The organism is Rhodococcus sp. MALMAid1271 (assembly GCF_049195265.1).
GTDB lineage: Bacteria > Actinomycetota > Actinomycetes > Mycobacteriales > Mycobacteriaceae > Rhodococcoides.
In genome coordinates this window covers 435419-452354 of sequence record NZ_JBMIRQ010000108.1, presented here as the reverse complement: position 1 = coordinate 452354, position 16936 = coordinate 435419, and the positions used below count along the sequence as shown (strand labels likewise).

Genomic DNA, 16936 nt, shown 5'->3' with positions numbered 1-16936 from the left:
CCCAGTCCGATGATCACCACCAGCCACGCGGTCACCACCCACGTGAAATTGCCGGCCATGCGCGCACCGAACCGCGCCAACGGCCCGCCGGTGATGTCCGGCGGCGAACTGTCGGCCGAACTCTCGTCGGATCGAATATCGGTGTAACTCACATCGTGTCCTTACAGATCGGGTAGGTGGCCGAACCGTAGCACGGTACCCCCGGGGGTATCAACGATGCCGGATTCGTGCACCTCTCGGTGAGCACCCGAGTTCGAGCCCGTCCAGTGGAACCATCAACCATGCCGCTGCGTCCAACCCTTCAGTGAACTCTGAAGATGGGACCGAGCAGATGCGTCGTACAGGCCGATGGGTGCCAATCGGATGTGGACTACTCCTGGTGCTGGGATGCTCGACGGCCGTCGACGGCGATGCACTGGCCGATGACACCTCGACCTCCACTTCTGCCGCAGCCCCGACAACGCCCTGGGATCCCTGCACCATCCCCGACGAGGCCATCGAGCGAGCGGGACTGAACGCCAGCACCAAAGAGTCGGGAATCTTCGGACGCGACCAGAACGGATTCAAGATCTGCGGCTGGGAGAGCAGCCCGCCCGACGACGAATATTTCCTTCGAATTTTCGTCGGATTCGAGTCTCTCGACTTCGTCGACGATCCCAGCTATTTCGATCGACTCCAGCCTGTACGGGTGGGGACCCGCGATGCACTTCGCTATCAGCAACTGTCTGCGGACGCGTCTCGCGACTGCGGCGTCGCGTTCACCGCCGGGCCCGAATTGATCAGGGCAACCCTGATTACGAGCGCACTCGTCCAACAACCTTCGTATGACCCTTGTACAGAACTCAGCACGGTAGTCGCCGCCCTTGATTCCGAACTTCCCAGCTAGTTCCCACCGATCGAGAGATACCGAACCGTGACCGACGCCCAGCCGAACCTCATCACACATTGGCAAGACCTCAACGCTCGAGCCGACGCCGGCACCATCACCATTCCCGCCGACGTCGCCGCGCGGTGCGACGCAGCCTGCGTCACCTACCTGGCACACCTATCGAAAATGCAGGCTGACGCACGCGCACTGACCGAGACGAAGAGTTGGGGCGACATGAAGTCCGCACAGGACCTGCAGGCTCGGTTCGCGCGTCTCGTCACCGGCACCGACCGCTCTCTGGACGTCATTCTTCAGCAGCACATCGAGGTCATCGAATCGATGCGGATGCTCTTCCGTCGCTATTTCGACGAGACCGCCGACACCGATACGCGGACATCCGCGAATATCACCGCGCTCGATCCGGGAAACTGAACCGACGCAGCCTTTTTCGGTGAACATCGACCTCTCGCTTGTCGTTGTCCAGACGCCGTTCAATGGACTCGTACCCGCGGGAACGCCACCATCCGATGCTCTCGACCATGCTCACCATCGGACCCACGAACACATCAGTCCACCCCTGTGCCGCAAGACTGCGCTCGAGTTCCGCCAGCACCGGATTCGCCACCCGCTCATGGCCTTCCTCGGCGTCGACGATCAGACTCCCCACCCACGGTTGCCCCTCGCGCGGATGCGGAACCAACAACGCCATCACACCCACCACTCGTTCGGCCGAGCGAATCACCAAGCAGTGTGAATTCTCCATCGCCGTGTTGTGCCAGAGGAACTTCTCCACCTCTTCCTCGGTGAAGGCGGTGACTCCGGTGTGCAACGTACTCGCGTCGAGAAACCCGGGATTGCTGTTGAACACCGGCAGGAAGTCCTCGGGGCTATCACCACCGTCGACCTCACGGACTGCGTACGAACCCGCCTCGAATCCGAACTCCATCCCGCCACGATAGATCCCAGCATCGACCCACTTACGTGACATCTGGTCCGTAGTTGCACATGACAGTTGTCAGCAGTTCGTCATGACGTCGGAAACGACGTCTCATTTCGCGTTGACCTGGGGTTTCTCCTGGGTGAAGAGTCTGATGTGTCGCCAAGGAACACGGCCGAAGAACCACTGACGAAACAGCGAAGGGAAATGCAGATGACCACCCAGAGTTCAACTCGCACCGAGGCGGTGAGTACCGAGACTGCACTAGCGGTGCACGCCACCGGTGTCCACAAGTCGTTCAGCGACTCCACGGGGTCGAAGTTCCGCGCCGTTCGCGAGCTGAATCTGTCGATCCCGCGCGGGCAGGTCGTAGCGTTCCTCGGACCGAACGGTGCAGGCAAGAGCACCACGATCGACATGATCCTCGGGCTCACCGAGCCGGACGGCGGCACCATCGAGGTGCTCGGAACCGATCCGCTGACCGCAGCTTCGACAGGACGCAGCGCCGCGGTACTCCAGTCCGGCGGACTGCTGCCGGACGTCACCGTCGGCGCACTCGTGGACATGATGGGTTCGCTGTACATCGGAGCCGACCCCGCCGCTGCCATCACCCGCGCCGGACTCGGCGATCTGACGAATCGACGCGTATCGAAGTGCTCGGGAGGCGAACAGCAGAAGGTGCGGTTCGCCTTGGCGCTGCTGTCCAACCCTGAACTCCTCCTGCTGGACGAGCCGACCGCAGGCATGGATGTCACTGCCCGCAAACACTTCTGGCAGGCAATGCGCGCCCAGGCGGCCAACGGCACCACCGTCATGTTTGCAACCCACTACCTCGAAGAGGCACAGAACTTCGCGGATCGCATCGTTGTCATCGTCGACGGTGCTCTCGTCGCAGACGGCACCGTAGCCCAGATCAAGGCCACCGTCTCCAATCGGACCGTCGACGCCAACCTCCCGAGGAGTGAAGCCGAAGCTGTTGCTACACAAACTGGTTCGCGGTTACAAGAATTGGCCAGTGGCCGGTTCCGCTTCGTCTGCACCGACACCGACACCGTAGTGCGCGCGCTGAGCACGACGAGCTCCGCGACCGATATCGCCGTCGTCTCGGCCTCACTCGACGAAGCATTCTCCGCGCTGACCGACCGTACCGACCAGAACTGAGGACATCCGATGACAACCACGACCTCACTACGCCCGCGCCGCGGACTGCACCCCACCTTCGTACTGCACGACGTCCGCAGGCAGATCACCCCACAGAACCTGATCTTCACCGTCGCTCTCCCCGCAGTGCTGTACCTCGCACTGTTCGACGTCGTCGAGCCCAGCGCGGGAGTGAATCTGCCGCACGGCAACTTTCAGGCCTGGATGATGATCGGTATCGCCGTCTACGGCGCGTCGATCGGAACCATCTCCCGCGCGGCAGGCATCTCGAACGAGAAGGCCAACGGCTGGCTGCGGACAATTCGCTTGTCTCCCTTGGGTGCCGGCGGCTACGTCGCCTCACGCATCATCGCGTGCCAGGTGTATGCGGCGATCCCGGTCATCGTCGTCGGCATTCTCGGAGCACTCACCGGGGCCCGCGCCGACGCGATCGTCTGGATCACCGGTCTCCTGGTGGCCTGGATCGGATCGGCCATCTTCTCCGCCCTCGGCCTGGTCTTGGGCATGCTGCTGCCACCCGAGGTGGTCACCCACGTTCCCGGCGTAGTGATGACCGGCCTCGCCTTCCTGGGCAACATCTTCATCCCACTCTCGGGCGGAATGCTCGCGATCGCACAGGTCACACCCCTGTACGGGGTGGCGACGTTGGCCCGCTATGCACTGACGGACGGCTACAACCTCGACGGATCGCACGCCTCGCTCGCAGGTGCGCTCATCAACGTCGCAGCCTGGTTCGCCGGATTCTCGTTCGCCGCCATTCGCCGATTCGCCGGGGCCACCGGCCGACAGTGACTCACGTGCACTTTCCCTCCTCCCGACGCACCCAACGCATCGGCCACCACGGCCGCCGCGTGCACACACCTGCCCGAAATCTACGAGCACGAGGACCGCCATGATCACCCTTCTCGCTCCCGGACAAGGAGTACAGACCCCACGGATGCTGACGCCGTGGCTCAAAGATCCCGACCGACGCAGACTGATACAGAACTGGTCCGAGCGTGCCGACATCGATCTGATCGGACTCGGAACCACCGCAGGCAAGGACGAGATCGCCCGAACCGAGAACGCCCAACCGCTACTCGTCACCGCCGCACTCCTCGCCGGGCTTCCGGTGCTCGACGCCCTCGCCGACGCCGGCCTGGTCTGCGCCACAGTGGCTGGCCATTCGGTCGGTGAACTGGCCGCGGCGGCGCTGGCAGGCGCACTCGATCCGGCCGACGCGGTGTACCTGGCCGCCGTACGAGGCCGGGCGATGGCCGCGGCCTGTGCCGCCACTTCCGGATCGATGACGGCCGTGCTCGGCGGCGATCCCGAACTCGTCACTACCGCAATAGAATCGGCGGGACTGACCGTCGCCAATCACAACGGACCGGGGCAAGTGGTTGCCGCCGGACCGATCGACGCGATCGAGTCGTTCCTCTCCGCACCACCCGCCGGAACCGCAGTACGCCGCCTGCAGGTGGCAGGGGCCTTCCACAGCCCTGCCATGCGGTCGGCCACCGCCCCGTTCGCCGAGGCCATCGCCACCGTCCCCATGCGTGATGCCGGCATCGATATCGTGTCCAACGCAGACGGCACTGTCGTGCGGGACGCAACGCAGCTGGGTGAGCGTCTGATCGCGCAGATCACCGCACCGGTGCGATGGGATCTGTGCCTGGGGGCCTTCCGTGCTGCCGACATCACCAGCGCGATCTGCTTGCCGCCGGCCGACGTTCTGGCCGGAATCGCCTCCCGGACATTGCCGGCCGCCACCGTAGTGCGCATCAGTTCGCCGCGCGAGTTCGCGAAGCTGTCCACCAAGGTGAAGGGCGGCCGGTCCGATGCTGCTGCCTGAACTCCTTTCTCAGGGCCGCGAATCGGACCCGGCCGTCATCGATGGCGACAACGAACTGACGTACGGATCGCTACGAGAGCGCGTTGCCCGCGTGACGGCATGGTTGGTCGACAACGGCATCCGCCCCGGAGACCGCGTCGTGCACCACGGTCGGTCCAGTGCCGCATTCGTCGAGCTGCTGTTCGGAACCGTCTGTGCAGGAGCGGTGTTCGTACCGATCAACAACGAACTCACGGCGAGTCAGGCAGCCCATATCGTTCGCGACAGCGGCTGCCGGATCGTCGTCACCGACCATCCCGATCGTCACACCGGCAGCCCGGTGCAGGTGGTCGCCGTCGACGACGTCACTTCCGCGATCGACAACTACCGGTCCGCCGCACCCACGACCACGGCAGTTCGGGCCGAGGACATCGCACTGCTGATCTACACATCGGGAACCACCGGCAATCCGAAGGGTGTGGTGTGTCCACACGGTGCAGTCTCTGCCGCAGTCGGTGCCATCGGAGCCGGCCTGGCATACCGTCGCGAGGACGTCGTGTTGTGCCGACTTCCACTGTCGTTCGATTATGGCCTTTACCAGGTGTTTCTGACCTTCGCGGTCGGTGCTTCGGTGGTGATTGCCGAAGGCATCCAGGATCTACGGATACTCGACTTGGTCGAACGCCGCTCGGTCACCGTCATTCCTCTGGTGCCCGCCCTGGCTCAGATCCTGCGCATAGTCGCCCGTCGCAACACCACGATCACCACCGTCCGCCTGTTCACCAACACCGGTGCCCGGCTGGCACCCGAACTCGCTCGGGCGCTGCTGACATCGTTCCCGGGATCGCGCTACGCCTCCATGTACGGCATGACCGAATGCAAACGCATCTCGATACTGCCGCCCGAGGAATTCGACGATCACCCCGATTCCGTCGGCTACCCCATCGCCGGCGACGACATCCGCATCGTCTCGGCAGCTGGATGGCCCGTGCCTGCGGGAACGACCGGTGAAATAGTCGTGTCCGGTGCCACGGTCATGGCCGGGTACTGGAACGTTCCCATGAACGCCCAGAAGAGGTTTCGAGCCGGTCCCCGAGGTATGGAGTTGCACACCGGTGACCGCGGCTTTCTCGACGACGGCGGGCGTCTCTATTTCGTGGGACGCGACGACGACGTCGTCAAACGCAACGGAGTCCGCATCTCACTGCTCGAAATCGAATCCTGCGCCGAATCTCTCGACTCCGTGGACGAGGCCGTTGCTTTTCTCGCCGAGGACGGTGCCTTGCGTCTGGTGGTCACCGGGGCCGCCGATCCAACCTGGGTCCGCCGGCAACTACGAGCCGAGCTCGATCCGGTTCGGCATCCCAGCGACGTGATTCACCGCTCCCGAATTCCCCTCACCGCCAACGGAAAACCCGATCGACGTGCACTCCGCGCCGAGATCGACACCACCCCGACGATCCTTCCAGGAGACCACAATGCAGCGCTCGCAGTTTGATTCCGTTCTCGCCGCCCTCGCCCCCGAGTCGGTCGAGATGCCCGACCGCCCGTTCTCACAGTCCTCGATCGACTCCCTCGGAGTGGTGAACATTCTCGTCGCGATCGAGGATGCCTTCGGAGTCGAGTTCGACGAGCAATCCCTCACCGCCGGAGCTGCACTGAGCCCGGACGTCCTGTTCGACACCGTATCGAACCTCGCAGCAGCGTAGCTGCAGACGTGCTTCGTACCCGACTCTTCGAGGACGGATTCACCATGCTCACCACTACACCGCCACCGACACAGCCGAACCACTCGGCGCTACCGCGACTGTTCGACACCGTGGCAGACACCATCAATCTCGCAGGTGGACTTCCCGATCCACAACTGTTTCCCAGCAGCGACCTCAGCGATGCCATGCGCAGCATGCTGCGACTCGGCGGTCGAACCCTGCTGCAGTACTCCACCTACCGAGTACCCGACGCACTGGCCGCAGCAATCGCGGGTGCGATGGAGTTCCGCGGAGCACAGACCGACCCGGCGCAGCTCATCCCGACCGGTGGTTCACAGAACGGATTGCTCACCATTGCACTGGCATTCGCCGGAGGCGGTGCAACAGTGCTGTGCGAGACCCCCATCTATCCGGGCGCGGCCGCAGCCTTTCGTACTGCCGGACTGCACACCACCGCAATCGAATCCGACGGCGATGGACCCAGTCCCGAGTCCATCCGCACCGCCGCCGCCGACCTGAGAGATCAGGGTCGAACTCCGGTACTGCTCTACACCAACCCGACGTTTCACAACCCGACCGGCCGATCGTTGTCGGCCACTCGACGCGGCGAGATCGTCGAGGCGGCGGCCGCGGCCGGGTTGACCGTCATCGAGGACGACCCCTATGCGCTGCTGAGCTTTCCGGGAGTCACGATCGACGCCGCCACCGCTCCGACACTGCGCAGTCTCGCCCCCGAACGCGTGATCCACCTGGGGACATTCTCGAAGATCCTCGCTCCCGGACTGCGCTGCGGCTGGATCGAATCGCCTGCGGCACTGGCCGACGAGCTACGCACCGTCGCCGAGATCACCACCCTCTCGCCCGCGCCCCTGTCCCAGGCCGCCATCGGTCGTTACTACGCCAAGCACGGCTGGCACGATCTGGTGGACGCCTTCCGCACCGCCTACGCGCGCCGCGCCGCCCTGATGGACGCCGAACTCTCCGCCCGCCTCGACCGCGGCGAGTGGCAATGGCAATCCCCCCGCGGTGGGTTCTACATCTGGTTGCGTCGGCGCGACGGACAGTCGACGACGCCGGTCGTCGAACAGGCAGCCGCACAGGGCGTCAGCGTCGTCGGTGGTACTCACTTCTCACTCGCGAACGAGCACGCCGACGGCATTCGCCTCAGCTTCTCCCACGTTCCGGACGGCTCGGTGGTCGACGCGGTGAGCAGGTTCGCGGCGGGCCTCACCGCAGCGGATACGCCGAACACACCGCAGGTATCGAGGGCAGCCTCGTGACCGCCACCGAGCTGCCGCCTGCCACCGCAGCCGTGCTGGCCGACCCGCCCTTCAGCCGAACTCTCGCCCTCGGTACGACCGATTGGAATCTGTGGCGAACCGCCAATCTGCGCAGCGCCGGGTTCTCCGCCGACGGCCTCGAGGTGTTCGGCGGACCGTCCGCGACCACCGAAGCGGAGTTCATAGCTTCACGCGAGGACGAGGAAGCGCGGCTCACCGGCCTGGTCGAACGCACGGACTTCGTCACCGCACTGGTCTGGCAGAACCGCGGCGCGTGGCGTCAGATCTCCAGCCCGTTCTGTGGATCACCGTCGAAGCGACGCCAGCGCCTTCGCTCGATTGCCCTGTACTGGCAGCGCTATTGCGGAAAGGCCGAGACCATCGGCTATTTCGGTCCCGGAGCCTGGGTGGAACTTCTCGACGAGCCGCACGGCGACTTTCGGCACGGACCGCAGCTGATCCGTGAACGCCGTACCTTCCTCGAGGCCTGGGCCGCCGCGGCCATCGGTGCCGCCTGGTCCCGCGACGAACAGATCCGGCGCTGGTTCCCGCCGTATCTGCGACCGGATGTCGCGGTCGACCCGAACCGGTCGCAGGCCAGGACGGGGTCGAGACGCATTCGGCTGGCCGGGGACGATCTGCGCATCGTGCTTCGGTGCGACGGGCACGACACCATCGAGCGGATCGCTCAAGCCTTGGCACTCGACGCGTCGGCGGTGGAAGCAACCGTGGCCAGACTCGTTCGCCGGAAGGTGCTGAACTGGGATGCCCGCATTCCGACGACCGCCGACGCTCATCGCATTCTCTCCTCTCGCGTACTTCCCATCGCCGACGCCTCCGTGGCAGCCCGGTGCCTCCGTGATCTCGCGGACATCGACGGTGGCCTGCGGGCAGTCTCGGAGGCGGAGACACCGGGTACGCTCGATGCGGCCCTGACTGCGCTGTCGGCCGACTTCGAGCGCATCACCGAGGTCAAAGCGCAACGCGGCGAAGCCAAGTCGTACGCCGCCCGCAGCATCTGCTTCGAGGACTCCGCCCGCGATGTGACGATGACCATCGGCAGTGCTGCACTCGCACCACATGCCGACGCCCTTGCGCTGATCGCCGATGCGTCGCGGTGGTTCACCGACCGGCTCGCCCACTACGTCGTCGGCGAGATCGACGCGATCATCGACCGAGCGGCTCGCGGAGACCTTGCCTCGATCACTCTTGCCGAGGTCTGGCCTCGCACCATGACGGTGTTCTGGGGTGACGGGAACGGCGTCGATCGAGCCCGCCGCGACCTCGCCGATCGGTGGTCGGAGGTGATCGATCTCGAACCACACGAGCGCGGTGGTGCTGTCATACACCGCAACTCAGCGGAACTGGCATCACGGGCGAGGTTCTCGGATCTGACCGGCACCGCGGTAGACCTACCGCACAGCCCGGATCTGCAATTCGTAGCGGCGGATGCCGAAGCGCTGTCGGCCGGCGAGTCGACCGCAATTCTCGGCGAGATGCACGCCGCCCTGGTCTCACTCGATGTGCCTGTGTTCACGTGGAACCTCGGCGACGCCGACGACTTCAGGGACACCATCAACGCCGTCTCCGGGATCCGCAGGCTCGTCCCGCTGCTGCCCTCGACATGGGAGCGAAACACCGGTCGCTTCGTTCCCACCACGTGTGGTCACGAGGAGACGTCGATCGGTTTCACCAATGCTGCTGCCCGCGAACCGCGCTCGGTGGTGGCAGCGTCGGACATTCGGTTCGAGCGCACCGAGGGCCGCACGTTCGCGGTGCTGCCCGACGGACGCCGCTTCACGCTCGCCGAAGCCTTCGCGGTACCGCTGTCGATCGTCGCAGCAGACGGATTCAAAGCGGGCCTCGCCGGTCCCCACACCCCTCGGCTCGAGGTCGACAACACCGTGGTGTTTCGGCAGACCTGGCGCAGCCCCTGCACCGAACTCGACCTACCCACCAAAACAGCTGCTTGGCAGGACTTTCAGGCAGTGACTCGGTGGCGAGAAAGCCTGCGCCTGCCCGATCGGGTGTACGCGAAGGTGCCAGGTGAAACCAAGCCGCTGTATCTCGACCTCGACAGCCCGACGCTCGTCGCCGCGTTCGTCCACCAGGTTCGGCGAGCGCAGGGACGGATACAGCCGGACCGGCTCGGTCCGATCGTCGTCACCGAGTGCCTGCCCGAACCGAGGAATTCATGGCTCGCCGATGCCGCCGGGCGCCGTTACGTCAGCGAGATTCGCCTGCAGATGCTGCCGGCCACATCTCCCCCGAGAACCGGAGAGCCATCATGACCGTAATTCTGGACGGCACCGCAACCCGACATCCGATCAGCCCTGTGCACGACGGCATCGTCGCCGCCATCGGCTCCACCCCCATCGTTCGACTGGACCGGCTGTTCCGCACCGCGGGTTCGACGGTGCTCGCGAAGGTCGAGCGAGTCAATCCCGGTGGCAGCACCAAGGATCGACCGGCACGTGAGATGGTCGAAGCCGCCTTGGCCGAGGGCCGCGCGGTTCCGGGCGTCACCACCATCGTCGAATCGAGTTCGGGCAACCTGGGTGTCGCGCTGGCGCTGGTGTGCGCGTATCACCGACTCGGTCTCCATGTGGTGACCGATCCGAAGGCCTCGCACACCAACCTGGCGATCATGCGGGCGCTCGGCGCGCAGGTCGACATCGTCACCGACCGTGATCCCGCCACCGGCGAGTTCTTACCGACCAGGCTACGGCGCGTCCAGGAATTGCTCGCCTCGATACCCGGCGCGCTGTGCCTCGACCAGTACAGCAATCCCAGTGGTGCTGCCGCACATCGGCGGACGGCACGCGAAATCCTCGACGCCACAGGTGAACCGGACCTGCTGTTCATCGCGGCGGGATCGTGTGGCTCGCTACGCGGAATCGCCGATCATCTTCGCAGCAGCGGAGCTCACACCCGCATCGTCGCCGTCGACGCCTGTGGCAGTGCCATTTTCGGCTCGATGGCACCGCCCGCCCCGGACTACGGCCGCACCCTCCCTGGGCACGGGTCCACCATCGTTCCCGGCCACTTTCGTGACGATCTGGCCGACGACGCGCTGTTCGTGACCGACGCCGAGTGCGTGGCAGCGTGCCGTCTGCTCGCCGAGCGGGAAGCGATTCTCGCCGGCGGATCCTCGGGTGCTGTGATCGCAGCCATAGCTGCGTATCTGCCTCAGGTACCCGTCGGCAGCACCGTCGTGACGATCCTTCCCGACGGCGGGGACCGATACCTGCATTCGATCTACGACGACGTGTGGGTCCACAACCACATCGGACTGCCGGCAGTCCATGCCGCATCCACCCGACTCGAGGAGTTGCTTCGACGATGAAACTGCTGACCGCCGACGATGTGCACCGGGCACTGGTCGACTCCGAGGTGGCCGTGCTGCGCGCCGTCCAATCCGCTTACATCGCACATGATCTGGGGCAGTCCGATCTGCCGTTCTCGGCCTTCGTGCGGCCGATCGATCAACCGAGCACGCGCTTCATCGCGTTGCCTGCCTACCTCGGGGGCGACCACCCACTCGCAGGCGTCAAATGGGTGTCGTCGTTTCCGCACAACGTCGACACCGGCCGCCAACGTGCCTCGTCTCTGGTGCTGCTGTCGGGCCTCGATACCGGCTACCCGCGCGCAATCGTGGAGGGCAGCAGGATCAACGCCTGGCGCACGGCGGCCTCGGCGGCACTGGCCAGCATGACCCTTCGAGCAGGCAACCCCGTCATGGTGATCGGAGTGATTGGGTGCGGGACCATCGCGCTCGAGCAGGTCCGATTCCTCCGGGTCGCCCACCCCGAGTCGCGCACGGCCCTGCTGTTCGACCACGACCCTCAGCGCGCACGGCAGTTCGGCGACGTCATCGCCCGCGAATTCCCCCAGCTGACACCGACGATCGTCGACCGCGCCGAGCGGGTGGTCGAGGGTGCGGACACCGTCGCCGTCACCACCACGGCACCGGCACCCTGGCTGACCCTGCCCTCGTCCGGAAGACCCGCAGGGCAGGTGCTGCTGCACGTCTCGCTTCGAGACCTCACCACGGCGTCGATTCTGGCCGCACGCAACGTCGTCGACGACGTCGAGCACGTCAATCGGGAGAACACCTCGATCTCGTTGGCCGCACGACAGCAACCCGATCTGTCGTTCGTACAGGGAACCCTCGGCTCGATTCTGCGAGCCGGCAAATACCTGCCGGACCCGGCGGGAGTCGTGTTCTCTCCGTTCGGCCTCGGCATTCTCGACCTCGCCGTCGCCGCGCTGGTTCTCGACAGGTCCAGCAGCCTCGGCCTGGGAACCGAGGTCCCCGGCTTCGACCCGCCCGAACACGTCGTGGCGGGAACCATCATCGACTCGACAGGAGCACGCTCATGACCGACACCCCAGTGGCCGATCGTCCGCCCGTCGCACTCGTGACGGGAGGATCGCGCGGCATCGGAGCTGCCGTGGCGATCGCACTCGCCGAGGCCGGATGCGACGTGATCATCAACTACCGCAGCAGTTCCGTCGACGCCGAGAAGGTGGCCCAATCGGTCCGAGAACGCGGCCGCGAAGCCACCATCATCGCTGCCGACGTCGCCGACGAGGATGCCGTCCTCGCGATGTTCCGCGAGATCCGCTCTCGCTTCGGCCGACTCGACGTCGCGGTACTCAATTCCGGGATCACCGCCGACGGACACTTCGCGACGATGAGCGCCCGCAAATGGAGCTCGGTCATCGCCACCAACCTGACCGGCACATTCCTGACGGCTCGCGAGTCCACGAAACTGATGTTCTCCACCGGCGGAGCGATCGTGATGATCAGCTCCACCAGTGGCGTTGCAGGCAGGGCCGGGCAGGGCAACTACGCCGCCAGCAAGGGCGGCATCATCTCGATGGCCAAGTCACTCGCGGCCGAGGTCGCCAACCGAGGCATTCGCGTCAACGTCGTGGCCCCCGGGTTCATCGAGACCGATATGGTCCGCGCGGTCCCGAAGGCCATGCGTGAGATCGCTCGCGACGCAATTCCCCTGCAGCGCTTCGGGACTGCTGCAGAGGTGGCACAGGCAGTCGTCTTTCTCGGCATGCCCACCTCGTCCTACATCACCGGCAAGGTCCTCACCGTGGACGGCGGAATGATCGCCGCCTGAGCCGGACCCCCACAGATCCCCTCGAACACCACACACAACCGGAAGGAACGTCATGACCACCGCAACCCCCACCTCCACTCGCGCCGCAGCCACCGAACGCCTCGCTCTGAACAATCGACTCAAGGAACTCATCATCGACCGCCTGGGTCTGCAGACCTCACCGGAGCTGGTGTCGGACAACCAACCCCTCTTCGGCCGCGGCATCGAACTCGACTCGTTGGACACCCTCGAGCTCGTCGTGGCCGTGGCCGCCGAGTTCGAGGTCGACATCACCGACGACGACACCAAGGCCTTCGGTTCCATCAACGCGATGGTCGATCACATCGTCGATCGGACGCAGTGATGAGTGCACCCACCATCGATTCCACGTCCAGCGAGCCCTCGATCCACAAGACCGGAACACTGAGTTTCGGCATCGACGACATCTCGCGCATGCTGCCGCATCGGTGGCCGATGTTGATGATCGACCGGGCCTTCGACGTCGTGCCCGGCAAGTCCGGCCGCGGCATCAAGGCCGTGTCGGTGAACGAGCCCTATTTCGCAGGCCACTACCCCGGGCACTCGATCATGCCGGGCGTGATGATCGTCGAGGCCATGGCTCAGCTGGTTGCCGTCGTCTACGTCGCGGAAGCACTCGAGACCACCACCGGTGCGCAGAACCCGGCCGACGGCGTCGGATACCTCGGTTCGATCCGCAACATGAAGTTCAACCGCCTCGTCGTACCCGGCGACATGCTCGAGCTGGGCGCACGACTCGGTGCCCGGCTGGGCGGACTGCGCTCGGTGGAGGTCACGGCCTCCGTGGACGGGAAAGCGGTGGCCGCGGGCTCACTCGTGGTGACCGAGGGGCGGGGGTGAGATGAGTACCGGGTCGCACACCACCATCAGGCCGTTCACCCCGAGTGATGCGGATCAGGTGGCCACCCTGCTCACCGCCCGTGCGGACTCACCCAACCGTGTCACCGGTGGTATCACCGCCGAGGATGTCCTTCGAGAACTCCAATTACGCCGCACAGTAGCTTTTTTCGTGGCAGAGGACACCTCGGGCGAGGTCCCCGAGCTCTACGGCACGCTCGGATTGTTCCGCACGTCCGGTCGACGAACCACCGCGCCCCGCGAGGTCATCGCCGACATGTTCTACCTGGCACCCGGGCGACGCGGCGGTACGGCCACCGGCCGGCTCTTCGCCGCCTCCCTCGAAGCGGTGTTCGACGCCGGCTACGACGTCCTGCGGTTGACCGTGAACCCTGCCAACACCACGGCGTTCTCGCTCTACCGCCGCGTCGGCAGCGTCTGCCTGCGGCACACGACCGCGGGGGCCGACGGCAACGTCGAGCTCGTCAACCATGTGCCGCTCGTCCTGCGTGCCGTCGCGCCCCACCTCGACGACACCGCGCGGGCGGCACTGCGAGGGATCACGTCCTTCGGTTCGGTGACCGCTCCCCGCGGTGCGGACCTGAGCGAGGACCTCGAGATCGAGGACGGAAAGCCCGTCGTACGATATCGACTGCGGTTCGGCGGGTACTCGGTCGAGGCCGTCGTTGATCCCCTGCACAACGTCGTCGATCGGGCGGTCCTGACCGATCCGAACGGCATCGATCACGCACTGGACCTTCCGATTCGGGGGCACCAGCAGCCGGTCGGGCCCCAGTTCGTCGAACTGGCTGTCGGATCGATCAGGGCGACGGTCGACACCCGTGACGGTCTCTTACGAGTGTTCGACGACCGAGCCGACGTCGTGGGCCCACTGCTGACCGCGACCCTGCCGAATCTGCACGAGGATCGACTCTCGGGTTGGCGTGACTCGCAACCTCGCGTACTCGATGTGCACACCGTGGGAGATGCCATCGTGGTAATCGAACACAGCGAGGACGTCTCACTGCGTGCCGAGTTCGAGATCGGTCTCGGTGGAGTGCGGCGCACGTACTCCCTCGACGTCGCCGGTGATCGTCCGCCCCAGTGGACGGGCGAGCTGTACGACACGGTCGGTCTTCGGCACGGCACCGTCGATATCGGTGACGGACCGGTCTCGACCGCATCCGGGGTGGATCTGCGTGATTGCTCCGAGATGCCCTCGGCGGCAGTGCCGATCGACTCGACCACCGGACTGATCTGGGAGGACGCCTCGCGCGGAGTTCGCCTGGGATGCTCCGGAATGCAGGCGGGCGGACTGGTGACCGGCACGCTGCTCGCACATCGAGTGGGACCGGGCACGCAGACCGTCGATGTCACTGTCGATCTCACGCCGCAACACACTGTGCGCCAAAGTATCTCGGATCACATCGAGGCCGCGAAACCGGTCGAGACGGTTCCGAACTCCGCACTTGCACTGGACGTGGACCGCGGTGTCCTGGCGCGGTGGCGTCGGGACGGCCACCGCGTGTTGTCCACCCCCTGGCCGAGAACATCGGCGATCGGCCCCAATCCTGCTCGATCAGGTGGCCTGTGGGTGACCCCCGAACCGGGTCGCGCCGATCGTGATCATGGAATAGGCTGGGGCGCAGCGCAATCGACAAGCTGGACCCGGAACAGCGAATGGCTCGAAGGCCACGGCGGCCTCGTTCGGTGGTCGGCACGTCACCACACCGATTCCGTTCACGAAATCCTCGCCGTCGAGGTCGAGGGCGGTGGCCACGGCGACGTGGTCGTCTGGTCCACACCGACCCTCGCTCGCGGCGCTCGGATCGGAGTCCGCGACGGAGCCGGCCCCGAGACCATGCTCGACGTCGACCGCCGGTTCGAAGTCTGGACCGACGAGCTCTCGGTCCCCACCGCAGCGGGTGTCACTCTGCGGATCAGCAACATCACCGGTCATCACCCGGAAATTCTCGTTCGCGCAACCTCGTCCGGACTTCTCGTCGGATGCGTCACCGCCGCAGCCGATCTCCCCGCCCTGTGGGAATTCGACTGCACCGACACCGTGTCGACCCTCTCCCTCGCCGGCTAGATCCTCTCGCCGGACAGATCATCTCACCCATCCAACCGCCGCAACGAAAGGCCAACCATCATGAACACCAACGATTACCGCATCATTCGTGAAGCTGCAGCCGTCTACCCGATCACCTCGCCGCTGATTCATCTCGAAGGCGACGATCGGCTCGAGCTGCTCGACACCTTCCTGTCCAAGTCATCGGATTTCGCCGATCCGGACACCACCCGCGAAGCACTCGCGCTGCGCAGCGACGGATCACCGTTCGCCTTGGTACTGCAGGTCGAGGGCGATGAGGACACCTGGCTGATCCCGCGGACCCCCACCACCGCCGCCGAGATCAGCGCCTACGTCGACGAGCTGGAGGTGCCTGCGGGCGTCACCGTCTCGGTCGCACCCGAGGGCTGGTCGGCGATCGCGGTCGAGGGCCCGCTGGCACCGCGCGTCGCCGAGCACTTCGTCGACGGTGATATCGAGGACCTGCTGCTGCACTCTGTGGTCGACGTCGAGTGCGACTCCGCCGACGGCGCCAGCCGACTGGCTCGGGTGGGAACCACAGGCGAGTACGGCTACCTGCTGCTCACCACCGACGGGCCGGCTGATCTGGCACGTTTCGAGGAACTGGCCGCAGCCGTCGACGGCGGCATCGTCAGCGGCGAGGGATTGGCTCGGGTTCGGGCCGAGGCCGGAATGCCCTACTACGACCACGGATTCGGTGCAATGACCGTGGCCGAGGCAGATCTGTCGTGGATTGTCGACTGGGAACGCATCGGTGAATTTCTGGGCTCGGACGAGCTCGTCCGCCCCACCGCCACCTCGCCCAAGCTGACCCCGATCGTCACCGCCCCCGGCAGCCCGGTCACCGCGGGCGCTCCGGTGCACGCAGACGGCGAGCGCATCGGCACCGTCGTCTGGACCGCAGCGGCGGGCAATGCCACCGAGGAACTCGCCTTCGCACTGCTCGACGACCCGTTCGTCGTCCCGGCCCTCGAGGTCTCGGTCGACGAGATCTCCGCCGTCACCGTCACCCTGCCCCGAGTGCTCTCGCGCTCGAGCGCAGGCGCATCGGCCTGATCGCCGAGAGATCGCCGAACCTCGAGG

General features: G+C 65.6%; 17 protein-coding genes. 16 read left to right on the top strand and 1 reads right to left on the bottom strand.

The window, feature by feature from the left end:
- The first annotated feature begins 352 nt into the window (after window positions 1-352).
- Together ACOQFP_RS19915 and ACOQFP_RS19910 are read left to right on the top strand one after the other, a co-directional pair.
- Window positions 353-886 (top strand): DUF3558 family protein, encoded by a 534-nt coding sequence (locus tag ACOQFP_RS19915; RefSeq protein ID WP_421585305.1) that lies wholly within the window; start codon window positions 353-355, stop codon window positions 884-886.
- A 27-nt stretch (window positions 887-913) separates the two neighbouring features.
- Window positions 914-1300, top strand: coding sequence for a hypothetical protein (locus ACOQFP_RS19910; RefSeq protein WP_421585304.1), 387 nt, complete (start codon window positions 914-916; stop codon window positions 1298-1300).
- On the opposite strand, the gene ACOQFP_RS19905 is transcribed toward ACOQFP_RS19910, so the two are convergent.
- Window positions 1275-1814, bottom strand: coding sequence for a hypothetical protein (locus tag ACOQFP_RS19905; protein WP_421585303.1), 540 nt, complete (start codon window positions 1812-1814; stop codon window positions 1275-1277). The genes ACOQFP_RS19910 and ACOQFP_RS19905 overlap by 26 nt on opposite strands.
- Before the next feature lie 204 nt (window positions 1815-2018).
- Here ACOQFP_RS19905 and ACOQFP_RS19900 point away from each other — a divergent pair, with 204 nt between their 5' ends.
- The 14 genes from ACOQFP_RS19900 (at window position 2019) to ACOQFP_RS19835 (ending at window position 16909) form a co-directional block, all read left to right on the top strand.
- Window positions 2019-2966: an ABC transporter ATP-binding protein gene (locus ACOQFP_RS19900; RefSeq protein ID WP_206492791.1), complete on the top strand. Its 948-nt coding sequence runs from the start codon at window positions 2019-2021 to the stop codon at window positions 2964-2966.
- Window positions 2967-2975: 9 nt separating this feature from the next.
- Window positions 2976-3758 carry an ABC transporter permease gene (locus ACOQFP_RS19895; protein ID WP_206492790.1) on the top strand — a complete coding sequence of 261 codons (783 nt, stop codon included), beginning with the start codon at window positions 2976-2978 and terminating at the stop codon, window positions 3756-3758.
- 100 nt (window positions 3759-3858) lie between these two features.
- Window positions 3859-4800, top strand: a complete 942-nt coding sequence (locus ACOQFP_RS19890; RefSeq protein ID WP_421585302.1) for an ACP S-malonyltransferase — start codon at window positions 3859-3861, stop codon at window positions 4798-4800.
- The gene (locus tag ACOQFP_RS19885) at window positions 4787-6277 is read left to right on the top strand and encodes a class I adenylate-forming enzyme family protein (protein ID WP_421585301.1); all 1491 of its coding nucleotides are present in this window, start codon (window positions 4787-4789) and stop codon (window positions 6275-6277) included. Before ACOQFP_RS19890 ends, ACOQFP_RS19885 begins: the two co-directional genes overlap by 14 nt.
- The gene (locus ACOQFP_RS19880; RefSeq protein WP_206492787.1) at window positions 6258-6488 is read left to right on the top strand and encodes a phosphopantetheine-binding protein; all 231 of its coding nucleotides are present in this window, start codon (window positions 6258-6260) and stop codon (window positions 6486-6488) included. Before ACOQFP_RS19885 ends, ACOQFP_RS19880 begins: the two co-directional genes overlap by 20 nt.
- Before the next feature lie 44 nt (window positions 6489-6532).
- Window positions 6533-7768 carry a PLP-dependent aminotransferase family protein gene (locus ACOQFP_RS19875; RefSeq protein WP_421585300.1) on the top strand — a complete coding sequence of 412 codons (1236 nt, stop codon included), beginning with the start codon at window positions 6533-6535 and terminating at the stop codon, window positions 7766-7768.
- The gene (locus ACOQFP_RS19870) at window positions 7765-10059 is read left to right on the top strand and encodes a lantibiotic dehydratase (protein ID WP_421585299.1); all 2295 of its coding nucleotides are present in this window, start codon (window positions 7765-7767) and stop codon (window positions 10057-10059) included. The genes ACOQFP_RS19875 and ACOQFP_RS19870 overlap by 4 nt, the downstream gene beginning before the upstream one ends.
- Complete coding sequence (gene sbnA / locus ACOQFP_RS19865; protein ID WP_206492784.1) at window positions 10056-11114, top strand: 2,3-diaminopropionate biosynthesis protein SbnA; 1059 nt, start codon at window positions 10056-10058, stop codon at window positions 11112-11114. The genes ACOQFP_RS19870 and sbnA overlap by 4 nt, the downstream gene beginning before the upstream one ends.
- Window positions 11111-12151 (top strand): 2,3-diaminopropionate biosynthesis protein SbnB, encoded by a 1041-nt coding sequence (locus ACOQFP_RS19860; RefSeq protein WP_421585298.1) that lies wholly within the window; start codon window positions 11111-11113, stop codon window positions 12149-12151. The genes sbnA and ACOQFP_RS19860 overlap by 4 nt, the downstream gene beginning before the upstream one ends.
- Window positions 12148-12906 (top strand): 3-oxoacyl-ACP reductase FabG, encoded by a 759-nt coding sequence (gene fabG, locus ACOQFP_RS19855; protein ID WP_421585297.1) that lies wholly within the window; start codon window positions 12148-12150, stop codon window positions 12904-12906. Before ACOQFP_RS19860 ends, fabG begins: the two co-directional genes overlap by 4 nt.
- Before the next feature lie 52 nt (window positions 12907-12958).
- On the top strand, window positions 12959-13249 hold the full coding sequence (locus ACOQFP_RS19850) for an acyl carrier protein (RefSeq protein WP_206492781.1): 291 nt from the start codon (window positions 12959-12961) through the stop codon (window positions 13247-13249).
- Window positions 13249-13764, top strand: a complete 516-nt coding sequence (gene fabZ / locus ACOQFP_RS19845; protein ID WP_206492780.1) for a 3-hydroxyacyl-ACP dehydratase FabZ — start codon at window positions 13249-13251, stop codon at window positions 13762-13764. The genes ACOQFP_RS19850 and fabZ overlap by 1 nt, the downstream gene beginning before the upstream one ends.
- 1 nt (window position 13765) lies before the next feature.
- Window positions 13766-15853 carry a GNAT family N-acetyltransferase gene (locus ACOQFP_RS19840; RefSeq protein ID WP_421585296.1) on the top strand — a complete coding sequence of 696 codons (2088 nt, stop codon included), beginning with the start codon at window positions 13766-13768 and terminating at the stop codon, window positions 15851-15853.
- A gap of 60 nt (window positions 15854-15913) precedes the next feature.
- Window positions 15914-16909, top strand: coding sequence for an aminomethyltransferase family protein (locus tag ACOQFP_RS19835; protein ID WP_206492778.1), 996 nt, complete (start codon window positions 15914-15916; stop codon window positions 16907-16909).
- Window positions 16910-16936: the final 27 nt, after the last annotated feature.

Excerpts from the sequence above, each read along its gene's own strand:
- fabG (WP_421585297.1), top strand. The coding sequence starts at position 12,148 with ATGACCGACACCCCAGTGGCCGATCGTCCGCCCGTCGCACTCGTGACG.
- ACOQFP_RS19885 (WP_421585301.1), top strand. The coding sequence starts at position 4,787 with ATGCTGCTGCCTGAACTCCTTTCTCAGGGCCGCGAATCGGACCCGGCC.
- ACOQFP_RS19860 (WP_421585298.1), top strand. The coding sequence starts at position 11,111 with ATGAAACTGCTGACCGCCGACGATGTGCACCGGGCACTGGTCGACTCC.
- ACOQFP_RS19850 (WP_206492781.1), top strand. The coding sequence starts at position 12,959 with ATGACCACCGCAACCCCCACCTCCACTCGCGCCGCAGCCACCGAACGC.
- ACOQFP_RS19840 (WP_421585296.1), top strand. The coding sequence starts at position 13,766 with ATGAGTACCGGGTCGCACACCACCATCAGGCCGTTCACCCCGAGTGAT.
- ACOQFP_RS19905 (WP_421585303.1), bottom strand. The coding sequence starts at position 1,814 with ATGGAGTTCGGATTCGAGGCGGGTTCGTACGCAGTCCGTGAGGTCGAC.
- sbnA (WP_206492784.1), top strand. The coding sequence starts at position 10,056 with ATGACCGTAATTCTGGACGGCACCGCAACCCGACATCCGATCAGCCCT.
- ACOQFP_RS19890 (WP_421585302.1), top strand. The coding sequence starts at position 3,859 with ATGATCACCCTTCTCGCTCCCGGACAAGGAGTACAGACCCCACGGATG.
- ACOQFP_RS19835 (WP_206492778.1), top strand. The coding sequence starts at position 15,914 with ATGAACACCAACGATTACCGCATCATTCGTGAAGCTGCAGCCGTCTAC.
- fabZ (WP_206492780.1), top strand. The coding sequence starts at position 13,249 with ATGAGTGCACCCACCATCGATTCCACGTCCAGCGAGCCCTCGATCCAC.
- ACOQFP_RS19895 (WP_206492790.1), top strand. The coding sequence starts at position 2,976 with ATGACAACCACGACCTCACTACGCCCGCGCCGCGGACTGCACCCCACC.
- ACOQFP_RS19880 (WP_206492787.1), top strand. The coding sequence starts at position 6,258 with ATGCAGCGCTCGCAGTTTGATTCCGTTCTCGCCGCCCTCGCCCCCGAG.
- ACOQFP_RS19900 (WP_206492791.1), top strand. The coding sequence starts at position 2,019 with ATGACCACCCAGAGTTCAACTCGCACCGAGGCGGTGAGTACCGAGACT.
- ACOQFP_RS19875 (WP_421585300.1), top strand. The coding sequence starts at position 6,533 with ATGCTCACCACTACACCGCCACCGACACAGCCGAACCACTCGGCGCTA.